The following is a 20,365-nucleotide window of genomic DNA, read 5'->3' on the forward strand; positions in this document are numbered from 1 at the left end:
ATTTTCCATTATTTAAATTTTTTTGGGTAAAAATGGAAAGAGCTTTCCTAATTGGAAAGCTCTTGAATATTTTCAAATATATACATAAATAGCATTTCAATCGCAAGATTTCGATATACCTTTTTAGACTTATCAAAATTATAATCTATTAACATTATTTCTTCAAAAGGCATTTTCATTTTTTCCTTTTGTCTTTCAGTTGTAACTAAAAAGCTTTGTTGCTCTGGATTATTTTGTGCTTTAAATACTCTAATTAATGATTCATTATCTCGTGAACAAAGTAACACTAAATTTATTTCATCTGCTTTATTTGGTTTCATATCGTTTCTTAGCTCATTTGAAATTATTTTAACTACTTTATCCATTGAAGAAAATAACTCCACAATATACTTAGCAGCATGCCTAACTTGATATGAAGCATAAATGTTGATTGTTTCTTTTGCTTTAATAGCTTGCACAATTGCTCTTACAAAACGATAATTTTTTGAAATTCACTTTGTTATTTGATTAAATTTTTCTATTGATGTAACTTCATTTTCATTTTGATCTCATCCATAATGTTTGTACTCATTTTTTAAATTAAACAATAACTCTCGATATCCTGAATAACCAATTTTTTTTGAAAATTTTGTTACTTGTGAAACAGCAACATAACATTGTTTGGCTAAAGCTTCTTGATTATTAAAAACTCCTGCAAAAAAATTCTTCAAAATTTCTTGTGCGATTATTTTATAGCTTGTTTCATCAATCGTTTTTGACGCTTTTTCTAACTTCTCTAATACTGATTCCATTTTTACCTTTTCCCACTTAACATATAAAAAACTATCATTTTTTACGGTTAAAAATAAATCCCTTTTGACAATGGCTTATATTTCAATTAAAACATATATTATCTAAATTTCCAAAAATAACTGCTATCTTTTAAAAGCTGTTAAAAAACGTCTTACAAATCAAAAAAAGTTTTAAATACTTGAGTAAATTGCATCTCAATTTATCTTTGTATCTAAAACTTTTAAATTATTGTATTTCAATCAAATCATCTATAATGAAATTGCTTCATTTACCTTTTAAAGAAAATAATAGATTTAGTAAATCTTTGTTTCAAGTAACAAAAATTCCTTGATCAATCATTTCAATAATTTCTGCTTGTGTAGCTCATTTAACTGTTGCTGCTTTTTTTAACATCGCTGCAGCAGGTGTTGTTTTTAAAACAAAGTCAAATGATTTATCATCTTTTTGTTTCTCCTTTACACTTATATAATCCTACAAAAGACTAGTAATAGTTAACTTAAAATAGGTTCTGTATTCGTCACTTATTTTTTTAAAAGATATAACATATTTATATACTAGGGGGTAAAACGAATGAATTTTTTTCAAATATTTTCTTCATTTATTTTTTTAATATTCCCTTTCGTATTAATGATTCATATCGACTATAAGGAAATAGTCTTACATAAAGATCAATCAAATGAAAAGAAGTTTTGATTAGCAGGATTAGCATCAATTTTGTTTTCCATTGGTTGAGTAATATTTATGCTCTTTGTCATTATAGCCTTTACCTCTAATACGAATGCCAAAGTTTTACCAATGATATTATTATTTATTTGTTGACTTCTGTTTAGCTCAAATAGTTTACTCATAATTAAACAATCTAAAAAAGTATTAACTCCAAAATCTATAATGATCTTAAGTGTTTTAAGTTTCTGACCTTTTTTAACATTTGGAGTAATCTTTTATGTAGGATGAAAAATTGACAAGATAGATAAGTCACTATAGATTTAAAACTGTTATTAAGTTTGTCATCATTTTAGTTCAAAATCCCTTACAAAACATTGAAGCAATAAAAAAAGCACACTAGTGTGCTTTTTTAAATGTCGAAATTGCTTCATTTACCTTTTAAAGAAAATAATAGATTTAGTAAATCCTTGTTTCAAGTAACAAAAATCCCTTGATCAATCATTTCAATAATTTCTGCTTGTGTAGCTCATTTAATTGCTGCTACTTCTTCTGGTTGTAGCGTCAATGTTGCAATATCTAGTTTAGGAATTTCGATAAGATAAATATCATCAAATCCTTCATAAAAATTAATTGTTAATGCTGGTCTTGTTTGCGAAAAATCATAGTGCAAGCCCAACTCTTCTTGTACTTCACGTTGAATTCCTTGCTGACTAGTTTCTCCTTGAATCACTGATCCAGAAACGCTGATATCTCAATAATTATCTCAGCGTTTATTTTGCTTGGTAGCTTGACGCTTTTGAATTAACATTTGGTTATGTTCATTAAAGATCGCTGCTCGAACAACTAAGCGATAATGATCCGGAATAACTTTTTCCCCTCGAAGATGTTTTTTGGATGTCTTGATACGATTAATGTCGTATAAATCTAGAATCTCCATACTTAACCTCTATCAAACCTTAATACGGTCCTCTTTTGGTTTATACATTTTATCTCCTGGTTTAGTTTCATAAACTTCATGGAACTCATCAATATTTACAAAAACACCATTAACTCTAACTTCTTCAGGTGAATGAGGATCAGTTAATAAACGAGTATTTTGTAATTCAGGAGTTGTAATACGACAAAAGACAGTTGCAAAGTTTTCAAAAAATAGTTTTAAGTCATTTGGTGCTTGCGCTTTACAAATATCTAATGCTGCTGCAACTCCACTTAAATCTCCAATGTTTTCTCCCAATGTTAATTGTCCATTAACATGAGTACCATTAAACTCATAAGCATTGTATTGTTCAACTACCTTATTAGTACGTTGTTGGTATTGCTCATAATCAGCTGGAGTTCATCAGTCTTTAAGATTTCCATCTTTATCAAATTTACTTCCTTCATCATCAAATCCATGACTAACCTCATGACCAATAACTGCTCCAATTCCTCCAAGATTTTTGGCTAATTCTTGGTCTTCACCATAAAATGGTTTTTGTAAGATTGCTGCTGGGAAACAAATTTCATTTGATGTTGGATTGTAATAGGCATTAACTGTTTGGGCATACATATATCACTTATCTTTATCGACTGGTTTGGCAATATCTGCTAGTTCTTTATTTAAATAGTGTTGATTAATACTCAAGACATTTTCAAATAAACTTCCTCCATCTTCATACAAACGAATATTTAAGTCACTAAAATCTTCTCATTTATCAGGATATCCAATTTTGACTGTAAATGAATCTGCTTTTTCTAATGCTTTAACTTTAGTTTCTTCTGACATTCAATCTAAAGCTTTAATACGAGTTTTATAAACCTTGATTAAATCATTTACCATTGCTAAAACTTGTTGTTTCGCTGTTGGTGAAAAATGACGTTTAACATATTCTTGTGATAACAATTCTCCAATTAAATCATTAACAAATTTTGTTGCACGATCTTCAGCTGGTTTTTTAGTAGTAACTCCACTAAAGACTGCTTGATAAGCAAACTTAATTTCATAAAGATTAATTGTTAGTAATCCAGCATAACCAGAAATTACTCGTAATTTCATAAAGTCTTTTAAGTCTTCTAATGGCATATCATTTAACATCGCTGTTAACTTTGTAAAAAATTTCGGTTCACTAACAATAATTTTAGGAGCTTTAATATAACCTGTAGCAGTTAAGTATTTTGTTCAATCAATAAATCCAAAGTTTGTGGTAATTTCTTCAGGAGTAAATAAATTGTAAATTGCTTTAGGGTCTCTTAACTCCTCTTTTTTCAACATTGATTGAGCAATCTCTTTTTCAAAGTTATACACTAAATCAAATATATTAGTTGTTGACAAAGTCACTTGACTTTCTTTAACTAAAGCATTTAAGTAAGTTTGGTATGCTGCTTTGATTTGTTCATGACGAGGATGAGTTGGTTCATAGAAATCACGATCTGACATTCCCAATCCCATTGAATCAATCATTAAAGCTCGAGTATTACTATCTTCAAAATCAGCATCAATCATCTTACTATGGAAGAAACTAATATCTCATTTCTCACTTAATTCAATAAACATTGCTGTTAAGTCCGCTTTTGATTTTAAACCCTCTATTGTTGTCAAAATTGGCTGAATTGGTGAAATCCCATCTTTATTACGGGCTTCATCATTTAAATAATTTTTGTAAAGATTAACAATAAATTGACTTTCTTTTGACAATGGTGTTTTTTGGTTTATTAGTTCATGAATAATGCTCTTGATATCATCATCAGCCTTTTTTCCTAGTTGTTCAAAGCTTCCTCATGATGCATAACCATCTGGTAATTTAGTATTATCCATTCACTCTTTGTTTACATATTCAAAAAAGTTGTCTTGTGCTCTTACTTTACTCATTTTTATAACCTCTATTCTGTTTTCTATTTATATAATTGTATATTAAAAAAGAAAGTGCTAAACTTTCTTTAAAAAATTTTTGCTTGAATTTCTTCAATTATCTTGTCATCCAAATCAATTTTAATATTTTTGTTTTTTATAAAACTAAACAAGAAACAAAATAATATTGCATACCCAAAAATAACCAATTGTAAAAGTGCAACAAAGGGAATAAAAAAATATGTCAAATAGTCAGTTCAGTCATTAGAGTGAGATCTTATTGATGCAATTACAAAAAAATTTATAAATAGCATTATGAAATTTAAAGATCCATAAATGACTTTTCTTATTTTAGTACTTTTATTAAATTTTATTGATTTAAAGACTTTTTTGTAAGACTCTCGATTACAATAAACAAGAACTCCCAAAAAATAAAACTTTCAAAGATATTCTTCGTAACTAAATTCATACGAGATTACTTCATTCAGGTGTTTTTTTTCAACACTAGATATATACTTCGCATAGCGTAACAACAGTAAGTGTAGAATAAAAAATGGTATTAGCATAATATACACGCCTATCATTGGGCCAAAAATATAGCCCATAATAATAACTACTCTCTCACCTTGTGCAGACTCCAAAGACGAAAATAAGATTCCTGCCAATAAAAGTATGGCTAAGCATATCAATCCAATGTATCCAAAAATTTTAACTTTTTTGCACGTTCTTTCAACAATAGTCTGATCAAAAATATCAACGCTAATAATATTGGTATTTTTCATTGTATTTCTCCCTTCTTATAAGTAGTTTTCTCTATCAAAATAAACTTGAAAAGTGACGTAGATTTTTATTGATGTGCCCTTGTTGTTTAGGATAATTTTTGAACAACTGCACTTCTTCTTTTTCTAAACCACTATCTATTAAGACCTGAGAGTCATTTTCAAAAATATCCACCATTGATTCAATAGAATCTAAATTTTTTGCAACAAATTGACTTTTAGCAATTATTTGAGATTTTTTCTCAAATGTTGGTGTCAATTTTAAATTGGTTCATTCTAAAATAGCTCTTCCTCAATGCACATCATAATAACCCTCTCTAGGATTATCTATTGGACCATAATATGTTCCCGTTCAAGAACCTTTTGTAGCTAATGTAGATGTAAAAAATACTAATGATTTATCAATATTCTTTGTATAGTTTCTTTCAGCACTTGCTTTATATGTTGATAAAAAGAATCATCATGTACGTCATTTACCAACTGAATATGAGTTAATATTTTTCAAGTTTCAAACAGGATTTTTAGTTTTGTCAAAAATAATGATTGCTCTATCTTTTACATTTTCTTGTCCAAAAGAACCTAAAAATTTATGTCCTAATCCGTTTCTAAATCCTTCCTTCATAAACTTTTCATATTTATCAGAAATATTTTTCCCATAGTTTTGTTGCAACATTTCTTTGTTTTTCTTAATAAAATCATCAATCGAAACATTTTTCCCTGAAACATCAATTCCAAATAATGCTTTAAGAATAAAGTTGATCATTTTATTAGGCGTCACCTTTATTGTTCCCTTAACTATAAAAGACATTACTTTTCCCAATGCTTTTTTTACATTAGTTGGAGATGTAGATAAAACTTTAAAACCTTTGACAAAAGCATTTGTTATGGCACCAGCTGTTTTTGCAATAATTCTTTTAACAAGCACACTTTTCATAGTAGCCATTACAGTTGCATAAATTAATATCTTAGAAAAAATATCCAAAGCCTTGTTTATATCTCGATATCCATTGATACTTTCTGAAAAAAAAGACAGGCTTATCTTCTTTAGCATAATCATCTTCATAATGTTTTCAAGCATTATTTGTCAAATACTTCATTCCCTGATCGTTTGTTGCACTTGAAGCACTTATGAAAATTTCTCCTAGTTTGTTAATAAAACTACTATCATAATGAAGGTCCTGATTTTGAGCATATTTCTTAACAAATTTAATGTCTTCAGCAAAACCATTATCCTCAGTGTTTTGAATCGTCAAATCATCTAATGAATGTTGATCCTTAATATTTTCAGTTAAATATTTAACCATATGTTTTTCAATTTTATCTTTATCATAAACGTATGTTCTTTGTAAATTAGAATCATGGTCATATACTTGAATGTACTGACTAACCTGCTGCTCTAATTTGGATTTTCCGAAATATTTATAACTAGTTTTTTGGTAATTATAATTTGATAAATTTAAATTATATTTCTTAAATATAATACTGCTAGCATCTATATGAAAAGAATTTTTTTGTAACACTTCTTCTTTGATTTGGCTAGCTAATTTAGCTTTTTGGGTTTCCTGCTCTTCAACCAATTTTGAATTCAAATATGAATTCAAAATTGGTGCCACAGAAAAACCACTTAATGTTGTAATATAAGCAACGATTTAAAATGCATTTTTTCTCCTTTGGTTATATATAAATCATTATTTAGTTTATGCCTAGGTATCTAAATATTAATACTAATTATTAAGAACTGCTATTTTTATTTTGTTGTTGAAACCATTTGCTTTTTTGTTGAGTAATATTTATAAAAAAAAGAGACTTTCTATAAGAAATATCTCCAAGGGTTAATTTTATTCAGGCCAGAATTGTAATAGTATATTTTTGTAATTTTCATTGACTTCGACAGTATCTTCAATTCTAAAAATATTTAATAGCGAATTAAAGTAAGTAACAATATTTGGGAGAAAAACCATTACCGCAAATATTGCAATTAGTATTCAAGAGAAAAGTTCTCCAAATCATCATATTATTCATCGTAGCATACGAAATAATGATGGTCGTCTACTTATTCCTATATTTTCAAATTTGTAACTTTTATTTTCATCATAATTTATATCTAAAGATAGTCGATCATGTTCAACTTCAAAACTTTCTAAAGTTTTTCTTGAAAAATAACTTTGTGATATTTTTAAAACATTAAGATAGACTCAAAATTTATCTATTTTTGAAAGTTGATTTCAATTCTCAGTTTGTCTGCGAGATTTAATCAAAATTAAGTATTTTTTGATTGTTGCTAACAATCTTAAACATCCAAAAACAGCAATAATGCTTCCAATAATTTCAACAGTTCGATACGATAGTATTGAAACCTTGCTCTTTTGCAAAATTACTAATTCAATCAAAATAATAAAAAATGTGATTGCTCCAACAACTATGCTTGTGATCAATAAATCTTTGAGCATTCTCAGACGTAATAAATTTAAAAACTCTAGCTTAGTTAATTTAAGATTGGGCGTCCTAAACATTTTTTCCATCTTTGACATGATATACTCCTTTATTCATTTTAAATAGAATATCAAAAGCAAACTTGTTTTATAATGATTTTAAAAGCCTTTTGTCAAATTTTTAATAACTTGTCAATTTAAATTACCCATTTTGACTTTTTAAGCATCTATATTTGTTAAATCAACTGGTCAAAATTGTCTAAGCATTTTTTCATAATTTTGACGCACTTGTGGACTATCTTCAATTCTGAAAAAGTTTAATCAATGGCTAATATAGTCAATAGATTTTGGTAAAAAGAAAAATATTGCCGCTAAAATGGCTACCAGAAGACTATAAATGTTGTCAGCCATTCAAGCTATTCAATAAAGTATTTCAAAAAGTCATGATCGCTCTTTACACCCCATTGAGCCGCATTCAATCGATTGCTTATTATTAAATACAATAGGATTTGGTTCGGGGCTTTCATATATACTTTTAACCGTTTTTTTGGCAAAATATTTTTGTGATATCTTGCTAACTTCTAAGTAGACTCAATTTTTTTGAGATAGTGAAGTTTTTTCTCATTGCTGACAATATCGGCAACATTTAATTAGGGAATACCAAGTCTTCACAGCTAGAAGCATTTTCAAAAAAGAATAAACACTGATAATCATTGCTAATACTTCACCTACTCGGTAAGAAACTAAACTACCTTGTTTATTTCGAATAATTAAAAACTCAACTAAGAGAACAACCCCAATAGCCATAATTAAACTGCTTAAAGTAACAATTAACTCTTTAACAATTTTAGTTTTAAACAATTGCAAATATTGAATTCTTGTTAAGTTGCAATTAGGGTTTTCAAAAACTTTTCTTAACTTTTTCATTAGCAAGTTTCCTTTCTAAAGTTACTAATATTATTATCAATGTTCTTATTCAAAAAAAAAAAAAAAAGTTTATGAAACTAAAATAGTTTTATAAACTTTTTTTATAGAAAACTTATTTTTTTAATTGTAGTAATAATCAATTAGCTTTATTTTTCATTACTCAATTGGCATATTCTTGTTCTGACAAATTACTTCCAAAAACATCTTTGTCAACAATTTGTTCTCTACTTTCATCACCAGTATAGACATTTTGACCACCATCATTTTGTTTAAACATTGGCAATAAGGATTGAATTCGAGTATTTCCAAATTGAAGCTTATATTCTATATAACTGCCATCAATCGTTTTAGCCTCATTTGATAGTCCAATACCAATTTTACCATCAGCGGTTTTTTTAAGTGCAACATGATTTGAGTTGTCAAGTTGAATTCAACTACGAAAACCATCAAAGGCAAAGTTCATTTCTGTTTGTAAAGTCTTACTCATTTGAGTTCCAACTAATTGAATTTGATATTGCTTTTGCTTTGTAAGTTCAAAGAAAGTAACTTCATTATTAGGGCTTAGATCTAACTTTGCTAAAATTTCCGTTCAAGAAACTTCAGTTTTTTCTTCAATTAAAGTTTTGATATCGCTGTCTAAAGTTTCACTCAACTTTAAAAATTCTAAAGGCTTGGTATCTTGATCATTATTAATTTGTAACATATAGTTATTGGCAATTAAAATTGAGTCATAAATTTCGGCAAAAAAGGCATCTTCTTTTGTAGAATTTTCTGGAGCTAAATCATTGGTATAAGTTCAAGGAACTGTAATTGTTGGAATTGGGAGTTCTTTAATCTCTTCACCGCTATTTATTTTAATTTTAATATTTGACAAAACAAATGTTCCATAGTTATAAGTTTGCGAAATAATTTCTTCAGTTTGAGTTTCAGCTACAGGAATTTCATTTAAAAACTTTTCCAGACTACTATCAAAAGCTTCTAATAAAGCTTCATAGTCATGAGTACTGTTTTTAATTTCTTTAATTACTAAATCTTTTTCAATAGCTTTTGTATCACTACGTTTTAATAAAAAACTGTTTAGTAAGGCATTATTGCTAATGTCTGCTCATCATTTAATTTGGTTTAAACCAATATTATCAAATAACGCTTTTTGAACTGATACTTCATCTTGATTAACGATTTCATCGCCAAATTCCACATTAGCTGTAAAAGCAGTACTAATTTGGTTTTTGATTGATGTTTCTAAAACATCTTTAAACTCTGCTGAGTTGATATATTTAGCAATACCATGATCTAAAATTCCATAGCTTTTGAAATTCGGATTGGTTTTTCTAAAATCTGAAAGTTTAAGTTTGGTTGAGTTAGTTTCTGTATTATACAGTTCCTTGGGAAGATTCTGAACAACGTTGGTAATTAATGAAAGGACTGCGCCTTCTTCACCAACCACAATTTTAATTGGTAACTGGTTAGTTGAAAATGATGTCTTAACGTTATTATTATCGTTAAAATACATTTTTTTAGTAACAGTCAATTCAATTGAATAAATTTCCTGACCATCTATTTTAGTGTTTTTCAAAACAAATGGACTTGTTGCTACAATTTGAAATTCTCCCAAAGTTGCAGCAGCATTACCTAAATAAATATTGCGATATTTAATGGCATTCTCTCCAGTTTCAAAAGCATCATATATTGCTTTTTCAAACTGTAGTTGAGTAAATAATTTATTTAAATCATTAGTCATTAACGCTTGAGCATCAATATTGGAATTTTGCTCGCTTAGATCTCAAGAAAAGTCTTTTTCAGAATCATTTTCATAATTTTCTAATAAAAAATCTAAATTAAAAAGGTTATACGAGCTAGAATCTCCAGTTTCGGGAACAGCTCTGGTAAATTTTGCTTGATTTTCACTTAGTGAATAAATCTCAGCTGTTAATTTATTTAAATCATTTTTGAAGTCTTTTAAAGTTTCTTCATAGTTTTCATTTGTTGGAGGTTTGACAACATTTTTCTTTCCACAGGCAACAGCTGTAGTTCCTGCAGTTGTAATTAAGGATAACGCTCCTAGTAGTGTTAATAATTTTTTCATTCTTTTTCTCCGTTTATGATTTTAAAATTTTTCATAGTAGGACTAATCACAAGTAATTGATTTAACATTTTTATAGTATATTATGAAAAATTAAAATGTTTTCTATTTGTTTTCTTCATATACTAGCAATTACAAATAAACTCTAACAAAAAAAAAAAAAAACAAGAGATTGTCCCAAAACGGGAAATTCTCTCGCTATTTCACATTTTTGTAAGTTTAATATAAATTTGTGTGACATTTTGATTAGCTCAGAAACTGCTATTGAGCTTAGCAGTTGGTTATATTGTTATTAGTTTAGATAGGAGGGAATTGTTGCTAATAACCTATATAAGTTATATTGCTTAAGTCATAAATCAAATAAATCTAAACGTTTTTTTGTTATTTAATAACTACCTTTGTAAGTAATTACAGAAGCTATAAGTTAAAAACTCTTAATCTTTGTTTTTAAAAAATAATAAGGGAATACTTTTCAGCCCATAAACTCCAGAATCTTTTGATTCACTAACGCTTGCTAGTTGTTTATAGGGATTAGCCAAATTTCAGTCGAATTTATTGGGGTCTCTAGAGTCTGCAAATAAGCTTTTGTCATTGCTTAGTTCTCAATATTCTTTTCCATCTCATGTTCGACTATTATTTTTATTAAAGTTTTCTAGTCAAATACCTCTATCAAACGGTAAGAATAAATCAAAGTTCATTCAGCCTAAATTAAATTTGTAGTTAACACTATAAGGTAATTTCATATTTTCTTTATGATATTGGTTTAGTGTCAAAACCGAAGTATGTCTTGCTGGTTCTGCAGGTCATCCACCTCTAACAAATAATGATGGCGAAGCTAAACCTTCCTGATCTGTAGCTTTAAAACTATCAGTTGGAGTTAAAGTTCCTTCACGTTTATCGTGCCCAGAAATACCTTCTATTTTTGCAGAGAATAAATTAAAATCGTATAGTTCATTGTTAGTAACTAAATTGTTGGTGTTAGCAGAATTTTCACTACCTACCAAATGAAACGTGTTAACTCCCGTTGTTGGATCAAAATTGAACATGTCTTTTGTAAAAAGAACATTTCAGTACTCGAAAAGCGGATTGCTTGCAGCTTCAATATCTTCTCAAGTTCTTTTAAAAGAGTTTTTTAAGTTTTTTCCAATCTCATCACTAATGGTAAAAATATTAGCTCTTAAATCACTGTAACTATTACCCTCATGTCAGCTTTCGTTTGTAACCAACTCTGAGTTAGCCTTAAGGACATTGTTATTAACAATTTTTAAAGCTTGATAAATTGATTTACCTAAGGCTTCTTCTTTACCAACCAAGTTGGCATCATTTTCATAGGTTCAGGGAATTACCATCGTTGGTAATTCTAACTTTGTAGTTTGATCTAATTCAATATAAATATTTTGTAATCTAAAATACCCAAAACTATAACTAGTTTGAACTAAGAAGTCTTTAAGGTTACTATCTACTGAATATAAACTTAGAAAACTTTTTAGGGCTTGTTCATGAGTTACTATTGCTTCACTGACATCTCCAATAATTTCATTGATCATTGGTAACGCTTGCTTTTCTGTAAGAGCTTCTGTTTCAGTCTTTTTTAAGATTAAACTGTTAGCTAAAGGATTGCGTTGAAGATCATATAAAGTTTTAGTTTCAAACCCATGATTAGTTTCCGTATTATTCTGAAGCATTTCTGACATTACTTTAATATCAGAATGGTCAGCAATGGTATTGCCATAAGAAATTTGATATTTAAGTTCCTCATTATTGATTTTTTCAATATTTTGCGACAATTGATTTTTATATCTAACATCGTTAATGAATGGATGTAAACTTAAGTCAAATGAATTAGTATACGTTTTAAAGTCAGGTATTAAGGCTTTAATTTTAGAACTACTAAAATTAGTATCTCCATTTTTGATCATTTGCTTTGGCAGTTCATTAACAACTTTTTCAATAAAGGTTAATACTTGCCCTTCTTTTCCAATTAATAGTTTTAAAGGAATTTTATTAGTTTGGTGAACTTCGGTATTTCCTTGAGTGTTTTTATAATACATATCCTTAGTAACAGTTACGTTAATTGAGTACATTAACTCTTTAGTTGAAGTATTAACATTAGTATATTCTGTTCTTTGTAAACTAAAGTCATCAACTTCAGAAATTTTAAAGTCTCCTAATGTTGCTTGGGCTGAGCCCATGTAAATATTACGAAATTTGATAGAATCTTTTCCTGTTGCTAAATTACTTTGGATCAAACTGGCAAACTCTTCTTCGGAAAATAAGATATTAAGATCTTTAACAAACATTGCTTGAGCACTGTTATTTTTAAAGAGATCAAAACTTTCATTACCCTCTCCACCATATTGCTGGTTTAAATAGTTATAGTTGAATAACTGATAGTTTTGTTTATCCCCACTGGCTTCAATTTTACGTACAAACTTAGCGGAATTTTGATTATAAACAGTACTTCAAATATTGTTTAACTCTGTTTTAAATTCACTAATAGCCTCATCAGTTGGTGGAATTGGTGGAGTTTTAGTATTTCCACAAGCAACTACAGATAAGCTAGTCGAAGCCGTTAAGGTTATCGCTCCCAGTATTGTTAAAATTTTTTTCATATTGTCCCCTTCTTAAACTTCAATTTTTTTAAAGAGCTTTTCGGTTGCATCTACTATGTTGACATCTCTTTGAAATTTGAAGCTTTTGTTCTTTTTGTTGCAAATGCATGGCAATTACAAAATAAACTCTAACAAAAAAAAAAAAAAACAAGAGTTTGTTCCAAATCGGAAAATTCTCTTGTAATATTTTCTACTTTACTGCTATTTTAAAGGTACTAGTATCGAAGTTTTCTATTCCTTGACTAGTCATTAGCAACTGATAATCATTAACAATATTTTTATATTCTGCTAAAGTTTGTTCATAAGTATTTTGAGACTCATCAATTAACTTATGTTGTTGCTTAATTAACGCTGCTTTTTTCTCAATTAAAGATACAATTTTTGTTGTTTCTTTATTTTTAGCTTTTTTAAGCTCTAATTTATCAGTTAGTTCTTCTTTTTCAAGTTCCAAGTTTGCTAAGATTGCCACTTGTTTTTCATATTCATTAATAATTTTACTTTCTGTAGCCATTGCTGTTTGGTGTTGATTAATAAATTGTTTATGTTCATTAACCAATTGTTTATTTTGAAAACGAATTTTTAAACCAAGTTTTCTAAAACTGCTGTTAAAGTCATTCCTAATATTTACGTTATTTGAAAATAAGAAGAATGTTAATAAGAATGCAGTTCCAAAACCTACAGCATTGACTCCTAAAATTCCAATTAAGTGTGTTGGTTGTCCTGAATACAATAATAACCCTGGAATTACTGTTACTCCCATTCCTGGACAAGTAACATTGAAAATTCCGGCAATAAATCCTCCAGCAGCTCCTCCAACTAAACCATATAAAAAGGGTTTAACTTTTGGTAAATTAGTTCCAAATATTACTGGTTCGGTAATTCCAAATAATGATGTTAATCCAGCAGATAAATGTAATTTACTATCAACTTTATTTTTAGTTAAGAACGCTACAGCAAATGCTGCTCCCCCTTGACTAACAATTGATGCAGTTCAAACTGCATTCATAATTGAACCATCGCCAGTAATTTGACCTTCAATTACCATTTGCATTTCCAATCCTTGTAGTAGTTGGTGTGCTCCAGTAATTACAATCGCTTGTAATGTTCCAGCCAATAATGCTGTTCCAAATCCATAAGGGATTTTTAAGAAGCTAGTCGCTCCAATTAAAATTCCCTTTTCTACAATTTGTAATAACGGACCAAAAATAAATAGTCCAACTACAAAGGTAACTGTAATTGTTGTAAATGGTGTAATAATCATATTCAATGATTTTGGCACTACTTTTTTAAGATTTTTTTCTAGCACAGCTGCTAAAATTCCTAAAGCGATTGGTGGCAATACTGATCCTTGTCATCCCATAATTGAAATAAACCCAATTTCTCATGGCACAGCTCTAATTGGTTCTGCTAATCCCATATTTATTCATGCTTGTTTAGCGATATCTTGACTTGGATAATCTTGGGCAAACTTTAAGAAGTAATCTCAAGTTGCTATCGCATTTTTGTCTGGCAATATTGGTGAGACAAACATAATTCCAATAATAATCCCAATAACTGGGGTTCCTCCAAAGCGTTTAACAGTTGATCAACAAACTAATGCTGCTAAAAAGGCAAACGCTGTGGTTGTTAGAATATTTAAAATCTTTTCAAATTCTGTCCCTACTTGAATAATTCCAATTTGAACAAATAATGCTTTGAACCCCATTAATAATCCAGCAGATACTAATGCTGGAATAATTGGTAAAAAGATATCTCCCAATGCTGTAAACACTGGTCCAATCCCGCGTTTACGTTTTTGAGCGAACTTTTCTTTTAACTCAAAACTTCCCGTATTTGTTGAACCTGAATTGTTTAACAAGTTTTGAGTTTCTTTGAAAACTTCTTCTACTACTCCTGATCCTAAAATGATTTGCAACTGATCTCCATTTCAGTTGATTCCTTTAGCGATCGGATTTTGTTTAATTGTATCAATATCAACTAATGATTTATCAATTACTTCATAGCGCATTCTTGTAAAACAATGCACGTAATTGCTAATATTTTCTTGTCCACCAATTGCTGTTAAAAAGCTTTTGGCGTGTTGATTATAATTAACCTTCTTTTTCACAATTTCTCTCCTTATAAATTTGAGTATAGTAAAAACTTTTAAATAAAATAATACATATAATCATAAGTTTTAGGGCAAAATATGAGTTTGGAAAATTACTTATTTTCCAAACTCATATTTTGTTTAAGATATTCAACTACTTGATTTGCATAAATTTCGGGGTCTTCTAAATTCCCATCAATCACCATAAATGGAAACGCATCTTTTAAATGTAAATATCAACGATCATACATTTCAGTTAATTTAGTTCAAAAATCAATATCAACTGCCAATTCACGTTCAATTGCTCGGGTATGAATTCGACGAATTGAAGTTTCTGGACTAACCTTCAAATAAATGACTAAATCATATCCCTCTTGATTAGGTCCTTTAAAAATTGACGGCAATACTGAAATTTCAAAATATTCACGATATACTTTTCAATCACGTTCATCAATATTACCAGCTTCATAATTACAATGAGCAAAAATAATTGTATCCATAATTCCACGATCATAAATAACATTTTCATATTGTTTAGAATCTAAAAATTGTTTCATTCGATTGGCTAACATTAACAGTTCCATTTTATAAGCAGCCGCACGAGCAATAACAGGATTTGGAGAATACGAATCTTCAAAATATGGATTGTCAGCTAACGGTTCTCAAAACACTTGATAATCTTTAGGTAGCTTCGCTTTTAGCTTTTCAATTAAAGTTGTTTTCCCGGCTCCCACAGTTCCAAAAATTGCAATTTTCATAAACTCTCCTTTTTACAATTAAAATTATTTTAACATTTTCTTTTGCTGTGAAACTCGTAATTGAAGTTTATTTCAAATATTTTATTTTAGACAATTTTGACAATATTTAATAGAAGTTGCATTTTGAACTTCTATCATGATATAGTATTAAAATCACAACAAAAACGATGTGATTTTATTAAGCATTACGAGGAGAATTATGCGCTGATTATTTTTAAAAAATTCTATACGAAAGTCTCAAAAAAAACTTGTGCAGATTATGGCTTTAGGGTTTTTAATTTCTTTATTTTTTATGGGACTTTTTGGAATATTTGCTGTTAACTTGAAAGTTAATACTGCCTATCAAGAAATTAAAATTGCAAGTAATCTACGAGATATTGTCATGGATGTTGACTCTACTACTCGATTGACCAATCCAACTAAAGATAATCTTGATAAGTTACCTGAAAGTCAGGAACTTTATCAACAATATATCTTAAATCAGTTGGCTCTAGAAAATGGATTTGAATGGTCAAAAACTGAAGAATGAACAATTAACAATATTACTAATCAACAAGCAGCTTTAAAATTAAAAGTTATTGCAAAATTTGATTCAACTGCTGATACCCAAATTGATAAACTTGTAATCACTCAAGGAAATAACTTTTCTAACGATGCTTTATCAGCTAAGCGACAAGTTATTCTTAATCCAGCTTTTGCTAAAGCTAATCAAATTGAGATTGGATCAATCATCCGTTTACAACCAGATGAATATGGAACAAGTTTATTAGTTAAGGAAAATTTAGCTGTTAATCAAGATATTTTAGCAACTGCTTCTTTAGAAGAACTTTTAGAAAATGGGAAGTATTATGGATTAAACTGATATGAAGTTATTGGACTAGGGACTTCTGTTGATTTTGCATACCCAACTTTTGACAGTTTGTCGTTGTATCCTAAAGCAAAACAAGAAGCTTTAGTATATGTTGATAGTCGAACTTTAGGATTTCAAAATTATTCATTTGAAATTAATTACAATACTGACTTATCGCAATTACGAACAATGAAAATTTTTAACTCAAATAATGCTTTGGTTTCATTGACATCAGAATTTGATCGTCAAACTTATTACTCTCTTAAAACTAATGACTCTCAACAAAGTCTTAATCCAGATAGTTTAAATAAACAATATAAGGATTTAGGAGGATTATTTAATAATCAACAATACTTCTTTAAGAATAGCGACAAAAATTATCGCCATTACAACCGTATAAATAATGTTTCACAAATCATTAAATTCTTTGATCTTTTAGCAGGATTATTAATGGTCGTTGTTTTAACAATTACACTTTTTATTTTCTATTTAGTATCTAAAAAAGAGTTGGAAAATGAACTAGCTGAAATTGGATATTTAAAATCAATGGGGTATACAAACAGGAAAATTATTTTTAATTACTTAGCATTAATTGTGTTTGCTTGCTTAAGCGGGTTTATTTTGGCAACGGGGTTATTTATTTTCTTAGAACCTCACTTTATCGATTTATTTACAAATATCTTTAACTTTAAATTTATGACTGCTCCTAGTTTATGAATTTTTGAACTTTTAAGCTTAATAATTGTCATGGTAATTTTATTAATAATTAATGCTGGGATTTGTTATCGCAATTTTAACAAACCAATTACTGATTTGAATTTTGGGATTAAGTCATCAAAAATCTCTTGAATTGCTATTAAATATAAGCAGTGATTTGTAATTAACAAGTTTGATCATAAACTTCGTGCTGCCCTCTTTATTTCATCGTTTTCAAAAATTATTGGAATTGCTTTTGCGATGCTTTTATGTGCGACTTTAACTTCATCAGCTTTAGTTGTTCCTCAACAAATTAAAAATAACTATCAAAATGTCTTTGCCAACATTAATTATAAAAATAAGGTAGTTTATACAGCTCCGGTTGCCAATAATCCTTTAAGTTTTTTAAAAACTTATAATCCTTACTTTAAAGATGAACAATGAGGATTTGATTTTGATAATAAAATGGTTAAAGAATATATTGGTTCTAAAAGTAAGGATTTTGCAAGTACAGCCTATCCCCTACTACAAGATGGTTCAAACAAAATCAACTGAGAAAAAGTGACAACTGATATTTTAAATAATAATATTCACACCGATTATTATTCATATGATATTGCTAAGAAAAATAATACTGCTTGAGCTGAATTTTCTTGATTAAACTGAAAAAATTTATCAACTAACTTTTTATTAGAATTGGATAATGCTGAAATTGATGATTCAGGAATTGTTGGGGGATTTGGTGCTGGTGAAACAATGAAAAGCATTTACTCTCAATGAAATGATCACACAATGCTAACTAATGAACTTGAGCAGTTTAAAAAACAAACTCCTAATCGTCAAAGTTTATTGGCCTATTGTAATTTGTTGCTAAACTTTTATAAAAAGTATTCTGATGCTTTGCCATTAACTTATAACCAAAAAGTTATTAAAAATAACCTATTAGACAACAGACAAGTTAACAATGTTTTAAGTAAAGCAATTGCGATCAAGAATAACACTTATCAAAACTTCTGAAAGTTAGATAAGGATTATAATAAGTACTACCAAATTAGTGCAAGCAAACAAGCAGACTTTGACTTTTATTTAGACAGTCAACTAATTAATGTTAAGACATTAAAGCAAGAAATTTTGAAATCATGATCTGATGAAGACATTAAGCGATTAAATAATAACTTAACCCTTTGATTTACGTCTGTGTTTGAATGACGTTTGGGAACAACAATTTTAATGTTGACTTATACGAATACTCCTTATTACATTCAACAAAAAATTATCAAGGCCTTAGAAAATAATGATACTTTTACAATTAGCAATAGTATCATTCCTTATAATCAACTAACTGATGAACTAGGTACAACTTTTAAAGCCAAGTATCAAGATTTAGAATTTGATATTAATGGGATTAATCAAAACTCTCAATTAACAATACTTCTAGATAAAAAGACGCAACTTTTAAATCAAAATCTTTTTACCCCAACAACAGATGTATACAACATTGTAATCAACCAAGCATTGGCTAAAAAACTTGATTTAAAAGTAAATGAATTGGTTAACTTAGATGTGATTAATGCGAAATTAGAAACTTTGAGCAATAATGAATATCAACCAATTGATTTGAACGACGTCAAAATGGGTTGAACTAAAAATCCATACAAGGACTTTCGAACTCAATCAAGTCGAAGTTACTATTCTTCTCCAAAAAATTCTCGAGAAACAAGAAACTTTGCTGATACTAATTTATTTGGAATTCCTGAAACGTTTACCTCAGCTAGCTTTGGGGGAGCAGAATTAGCAATTACTAATAATGGCGCTATTGGTGCTTCTAAACAACCTCCAGTTCATAAGCAAGTAACTAATAATCAATTACGAATTGGAACAGATCCAGTTAAAGCTGTTAAACCATTTAAGGTAGTCGGAATTGAACATAGTTATGGAAAACCACAGGCTTGAATTGCTAATAGCAGTGCAAATGAAATTTTAGAGTACAATAAAATTCAAAAGTTTAATTTTGAAAACTTCTTTGTCCCTGAGTGAGCCTTTGTTAATGACTTATATAATTTTGAAAACTTTAGTGACCCTGATTTAAAAACTTTTTTACAGGGTTCACCATCATATGAGGATTTCCAAACTAGGTTAGCAACAACTTCAAATATGGCGTGACATAATTTAGATACCTTCTATAATAACCTTTATCCTGTTTTCAACTATAAGTTATCTGGTAATAGCGAAATTGATGATTTGACTTTGGGATTATCAACAACTCAGCGCTATGGAGACTTTAGTCTATTTGGAACTCGCGGTTCTTATGAAATGATAACTCCTCCTGGATGTGAAGATGGTAATTGTGAGTTAATTATCAACAAAGATAAATATTACGAAGGATTCTCAACACCAACTTTGAGTATGTTAACTCCGGTAAACTTAACAATGAATATTATTGAAAATTTAACTGTTAAGTTAACCTTAGTAATTTACATTTTCATAGCTATTTTATTAATGATTACTTTGATTATTTTATTGTTAGCGACAACCTTGATTATTGAAGATAATCAACACTTTATTAAGACAATGAAAGTCTTGGGATATTCAAACTTTTATGTAATTAGACAAATCTTTAGATTATATAATTCTTGAATTATCTTTATGTTTGTTGGAGGTTTAAGCTTAGGAATTTATAGTATTTATATTATAATTGGGGCGATTTCAAATAGCAGCTCTTATGTGTTTTTTGCAAGTGTTGTTTGATGACATCCATTAGCAATTTTAGGTGGTTTAGTTTTCTTATACTTAATAACTTTTATTGCCAGTTGATTAAACGTTAAAAAACTTACCCAATAAAAAAATAACTTCC

The 20,365-nt window shown here is 28.7% G+C and carries 14 protein-coding genes and 1 pseudogene; 1 reads left to right on the top strand and 14 read right to left on the bottom strand.

The features are described from left to right. Positions 1 to 47 precede the first annotated feature (47 nt). The 14 genes and pseudogenes from L872_RS0102530 to L872_RS0102595 form a co-directional block, all read right to left on the bottom strand. The gene (locus L872_RS0102530; protein ID WP_027063304.1) at positions 48 to 791 is read right to left on the bottom strand and encodes a MurR/RpiR family transcriptional regulator; all 744 of its coding nucleotides are present in this window, start codon (positions 789 to 791) and stop codon (positions 48 to 50) included. Between the two features lie 226 nt (positions 792 to 1,017). Continuing rightward, a complete protein-coding gene (locus tag L872_RS05160; RefSeq protein ID WP_211227357.1) occupies positions 1,018 to 1,185 on the bottom strand; it encodes a hypothetical protein in 168 nt (55 codons plus the stop codon). After that, positions 1,159 to 1,236: pseudogene (locus L872_RS05255) on the bottom strand (50S ribosomal protein L11); the annotation flags it as partial. The pseudogene L872_RS05255 and the gene L872_RS05160, both read right to left, overlap by 27 nt. 631 nt (positions 1,237 to 1,867) lie before the next feature. Beyond that, entirely contained in the window at positions 1,868 to 2,395 is a 528-nt protein-coding gene (locus L872_RS0102545) for an NUDIX hydrolase (protein ID WP_027063306.1), read from the bottom strand. A gap of 9 nt (positions 2,396 to 2,404) precedes the next feature. After that, complete coding sequence (locus tag L872_RS0102550; protein ID WP_027063307.1) at positions 2,405 to 4,306, bottom strand: M13 family metallopeptidase; 1,902 nt, start codon at positions 4,304 to 4,306, stop codon at positions 2,405 to 2,407. Between the two features lie 68 nt (positions 4,307 to 4,374). Then, the gene (locus L872_RS0102555; RefSeq protein ID WP_027063308.1) at positions 4,375 to 5,067 is read right to left on the bottom strand and encodes a hypothetical protein; all 693 of its coding nucleotides are present in this window, start codon (positions 5,065 to 5,067) and stop codon (positions 4,375 to 4,377) included. 31 nt (positions 5,068 to 5,098) lie between these two features. Further along, positions 5,099 to 6,007, bottom strand: coding sequence for a hypothetical protein (locus tag L872_RS0102560; protein WP_156923100.1), 909 nt, complete (start codon positions 6,005 to 6,007; stop codon positions 5,099 to 5,101). Between the two features lie 22 nt (positions 6,008 to 6,029). Then, complete coding sequence (locus L872_RS0102565; RefSeq protein ID WP_027063310.1) at positions 6,030 to 6,677, bottom strand: hypothetical protein; 648 nt, start codon at positions 6,675 to 6,677, stop codon at positions 6,030 to 6,032. A 225-nt stretch (positions 6,678 to 6,902) separates the two neighbouring features. Continuing rightward, the gene (locus tag L872_RS0102570) at positions 6,903 to 7,595 is read right to left on the bottom strand and encodes a hypothetical protein (protein ID WP_027063311.1); all 693 of its coding nucleotides are present in this window, start codon (positions 7,593 to 7,595) and stop codon (positions 6,903 to 6,905) included. Between the two features lie 120 nt (positions 7,596 to 7,715). Next, positions 7,716 to 8,423, bottom strand: coding sequence for a hypothetical protein (locus tag L872_RS0102575; protein WP_027063312.1), 708 nt, complete (start codon positions 8,421 to 8,423; stop codon positions 7,716 to 7,718). 112 nt (positions 8,424 to 8,535) lie between these two features. Continuing rightward, positions 8,536 to 10,509, bottom strand: coding sequence for a lipoprotein (locus L872_RS04635; RefSeq protein ID WP_036268849.1), 1,974 nt, complete (start codon positions 10,507 to 10,509; stop codon positions 8,536 to 8,538). Between the two features lie 431 nt (positions 10,510 to 10,940). Continuing rightward, positions 10,941 to 13,118: a lipoprotein gene (locus tag L872_RS04640; protein ID WP_036268850.1), complete on the bottom strand. Its 2,178-nt coding sequence runs from the start codon at positions 13,116 to 13,118 to the stop codon at positions 10,941 to 10,943. Positions 13,119 to 13,308: 190 nt separating this feature from the next. Next, a complete protein-coding gene (locus tag L872_RS04645) occupies positions 13,309 to 15,225 on the bottom strand; it encodes a PTS transporter subunit EIIC (protein ID WP_051418440.1) in 1,917 nt (638 codons plus the stop codon). Positions 15,226 to 15,320: 95 nt separating this feature from the next. Then, complete coding sequence (locus tag L872_RS0102595; RefSeq protein WP_027063313.1) at positions 15,321 to 15,965, bottom strand: deoxynucleoside kinase; 645 nt, start codon at positions 15,963 to 15,965, stop codon at positions 15,321 to 15,323. Between the two features lie 199 nt (positions 15,966 to 16,164). Between L872_RS0102595 and L872_RS0102600 the strand changes: the two genes are divergently transcribed. After that, the gene (locus L872_RS0102600) at positions 16,165 to 20,352 is read left to right on the top strand and encodes an FtsX-like permease family protein (protein WP_027063314.1); all 4,188 of its coding nucleotides are present in this window, start codon (positions 16,165 to 16,167) and stop codon (positions 20,350 to 20,352) included. Positions 20,353 to 20,365 lie beyond the last annotated feature (13 nt).

Origin of the sequence: Mesoplasma seiffertii ATCC 49495 (assembly GCF_000518725.1) — a bacterium.
Lineage (GTDB): Bacteria > Bacillota_I > Bacilli_A > Mycoplasmatales > Mycoplasmataceae > Tullyiplasma > Tullyiplasma seiffertii.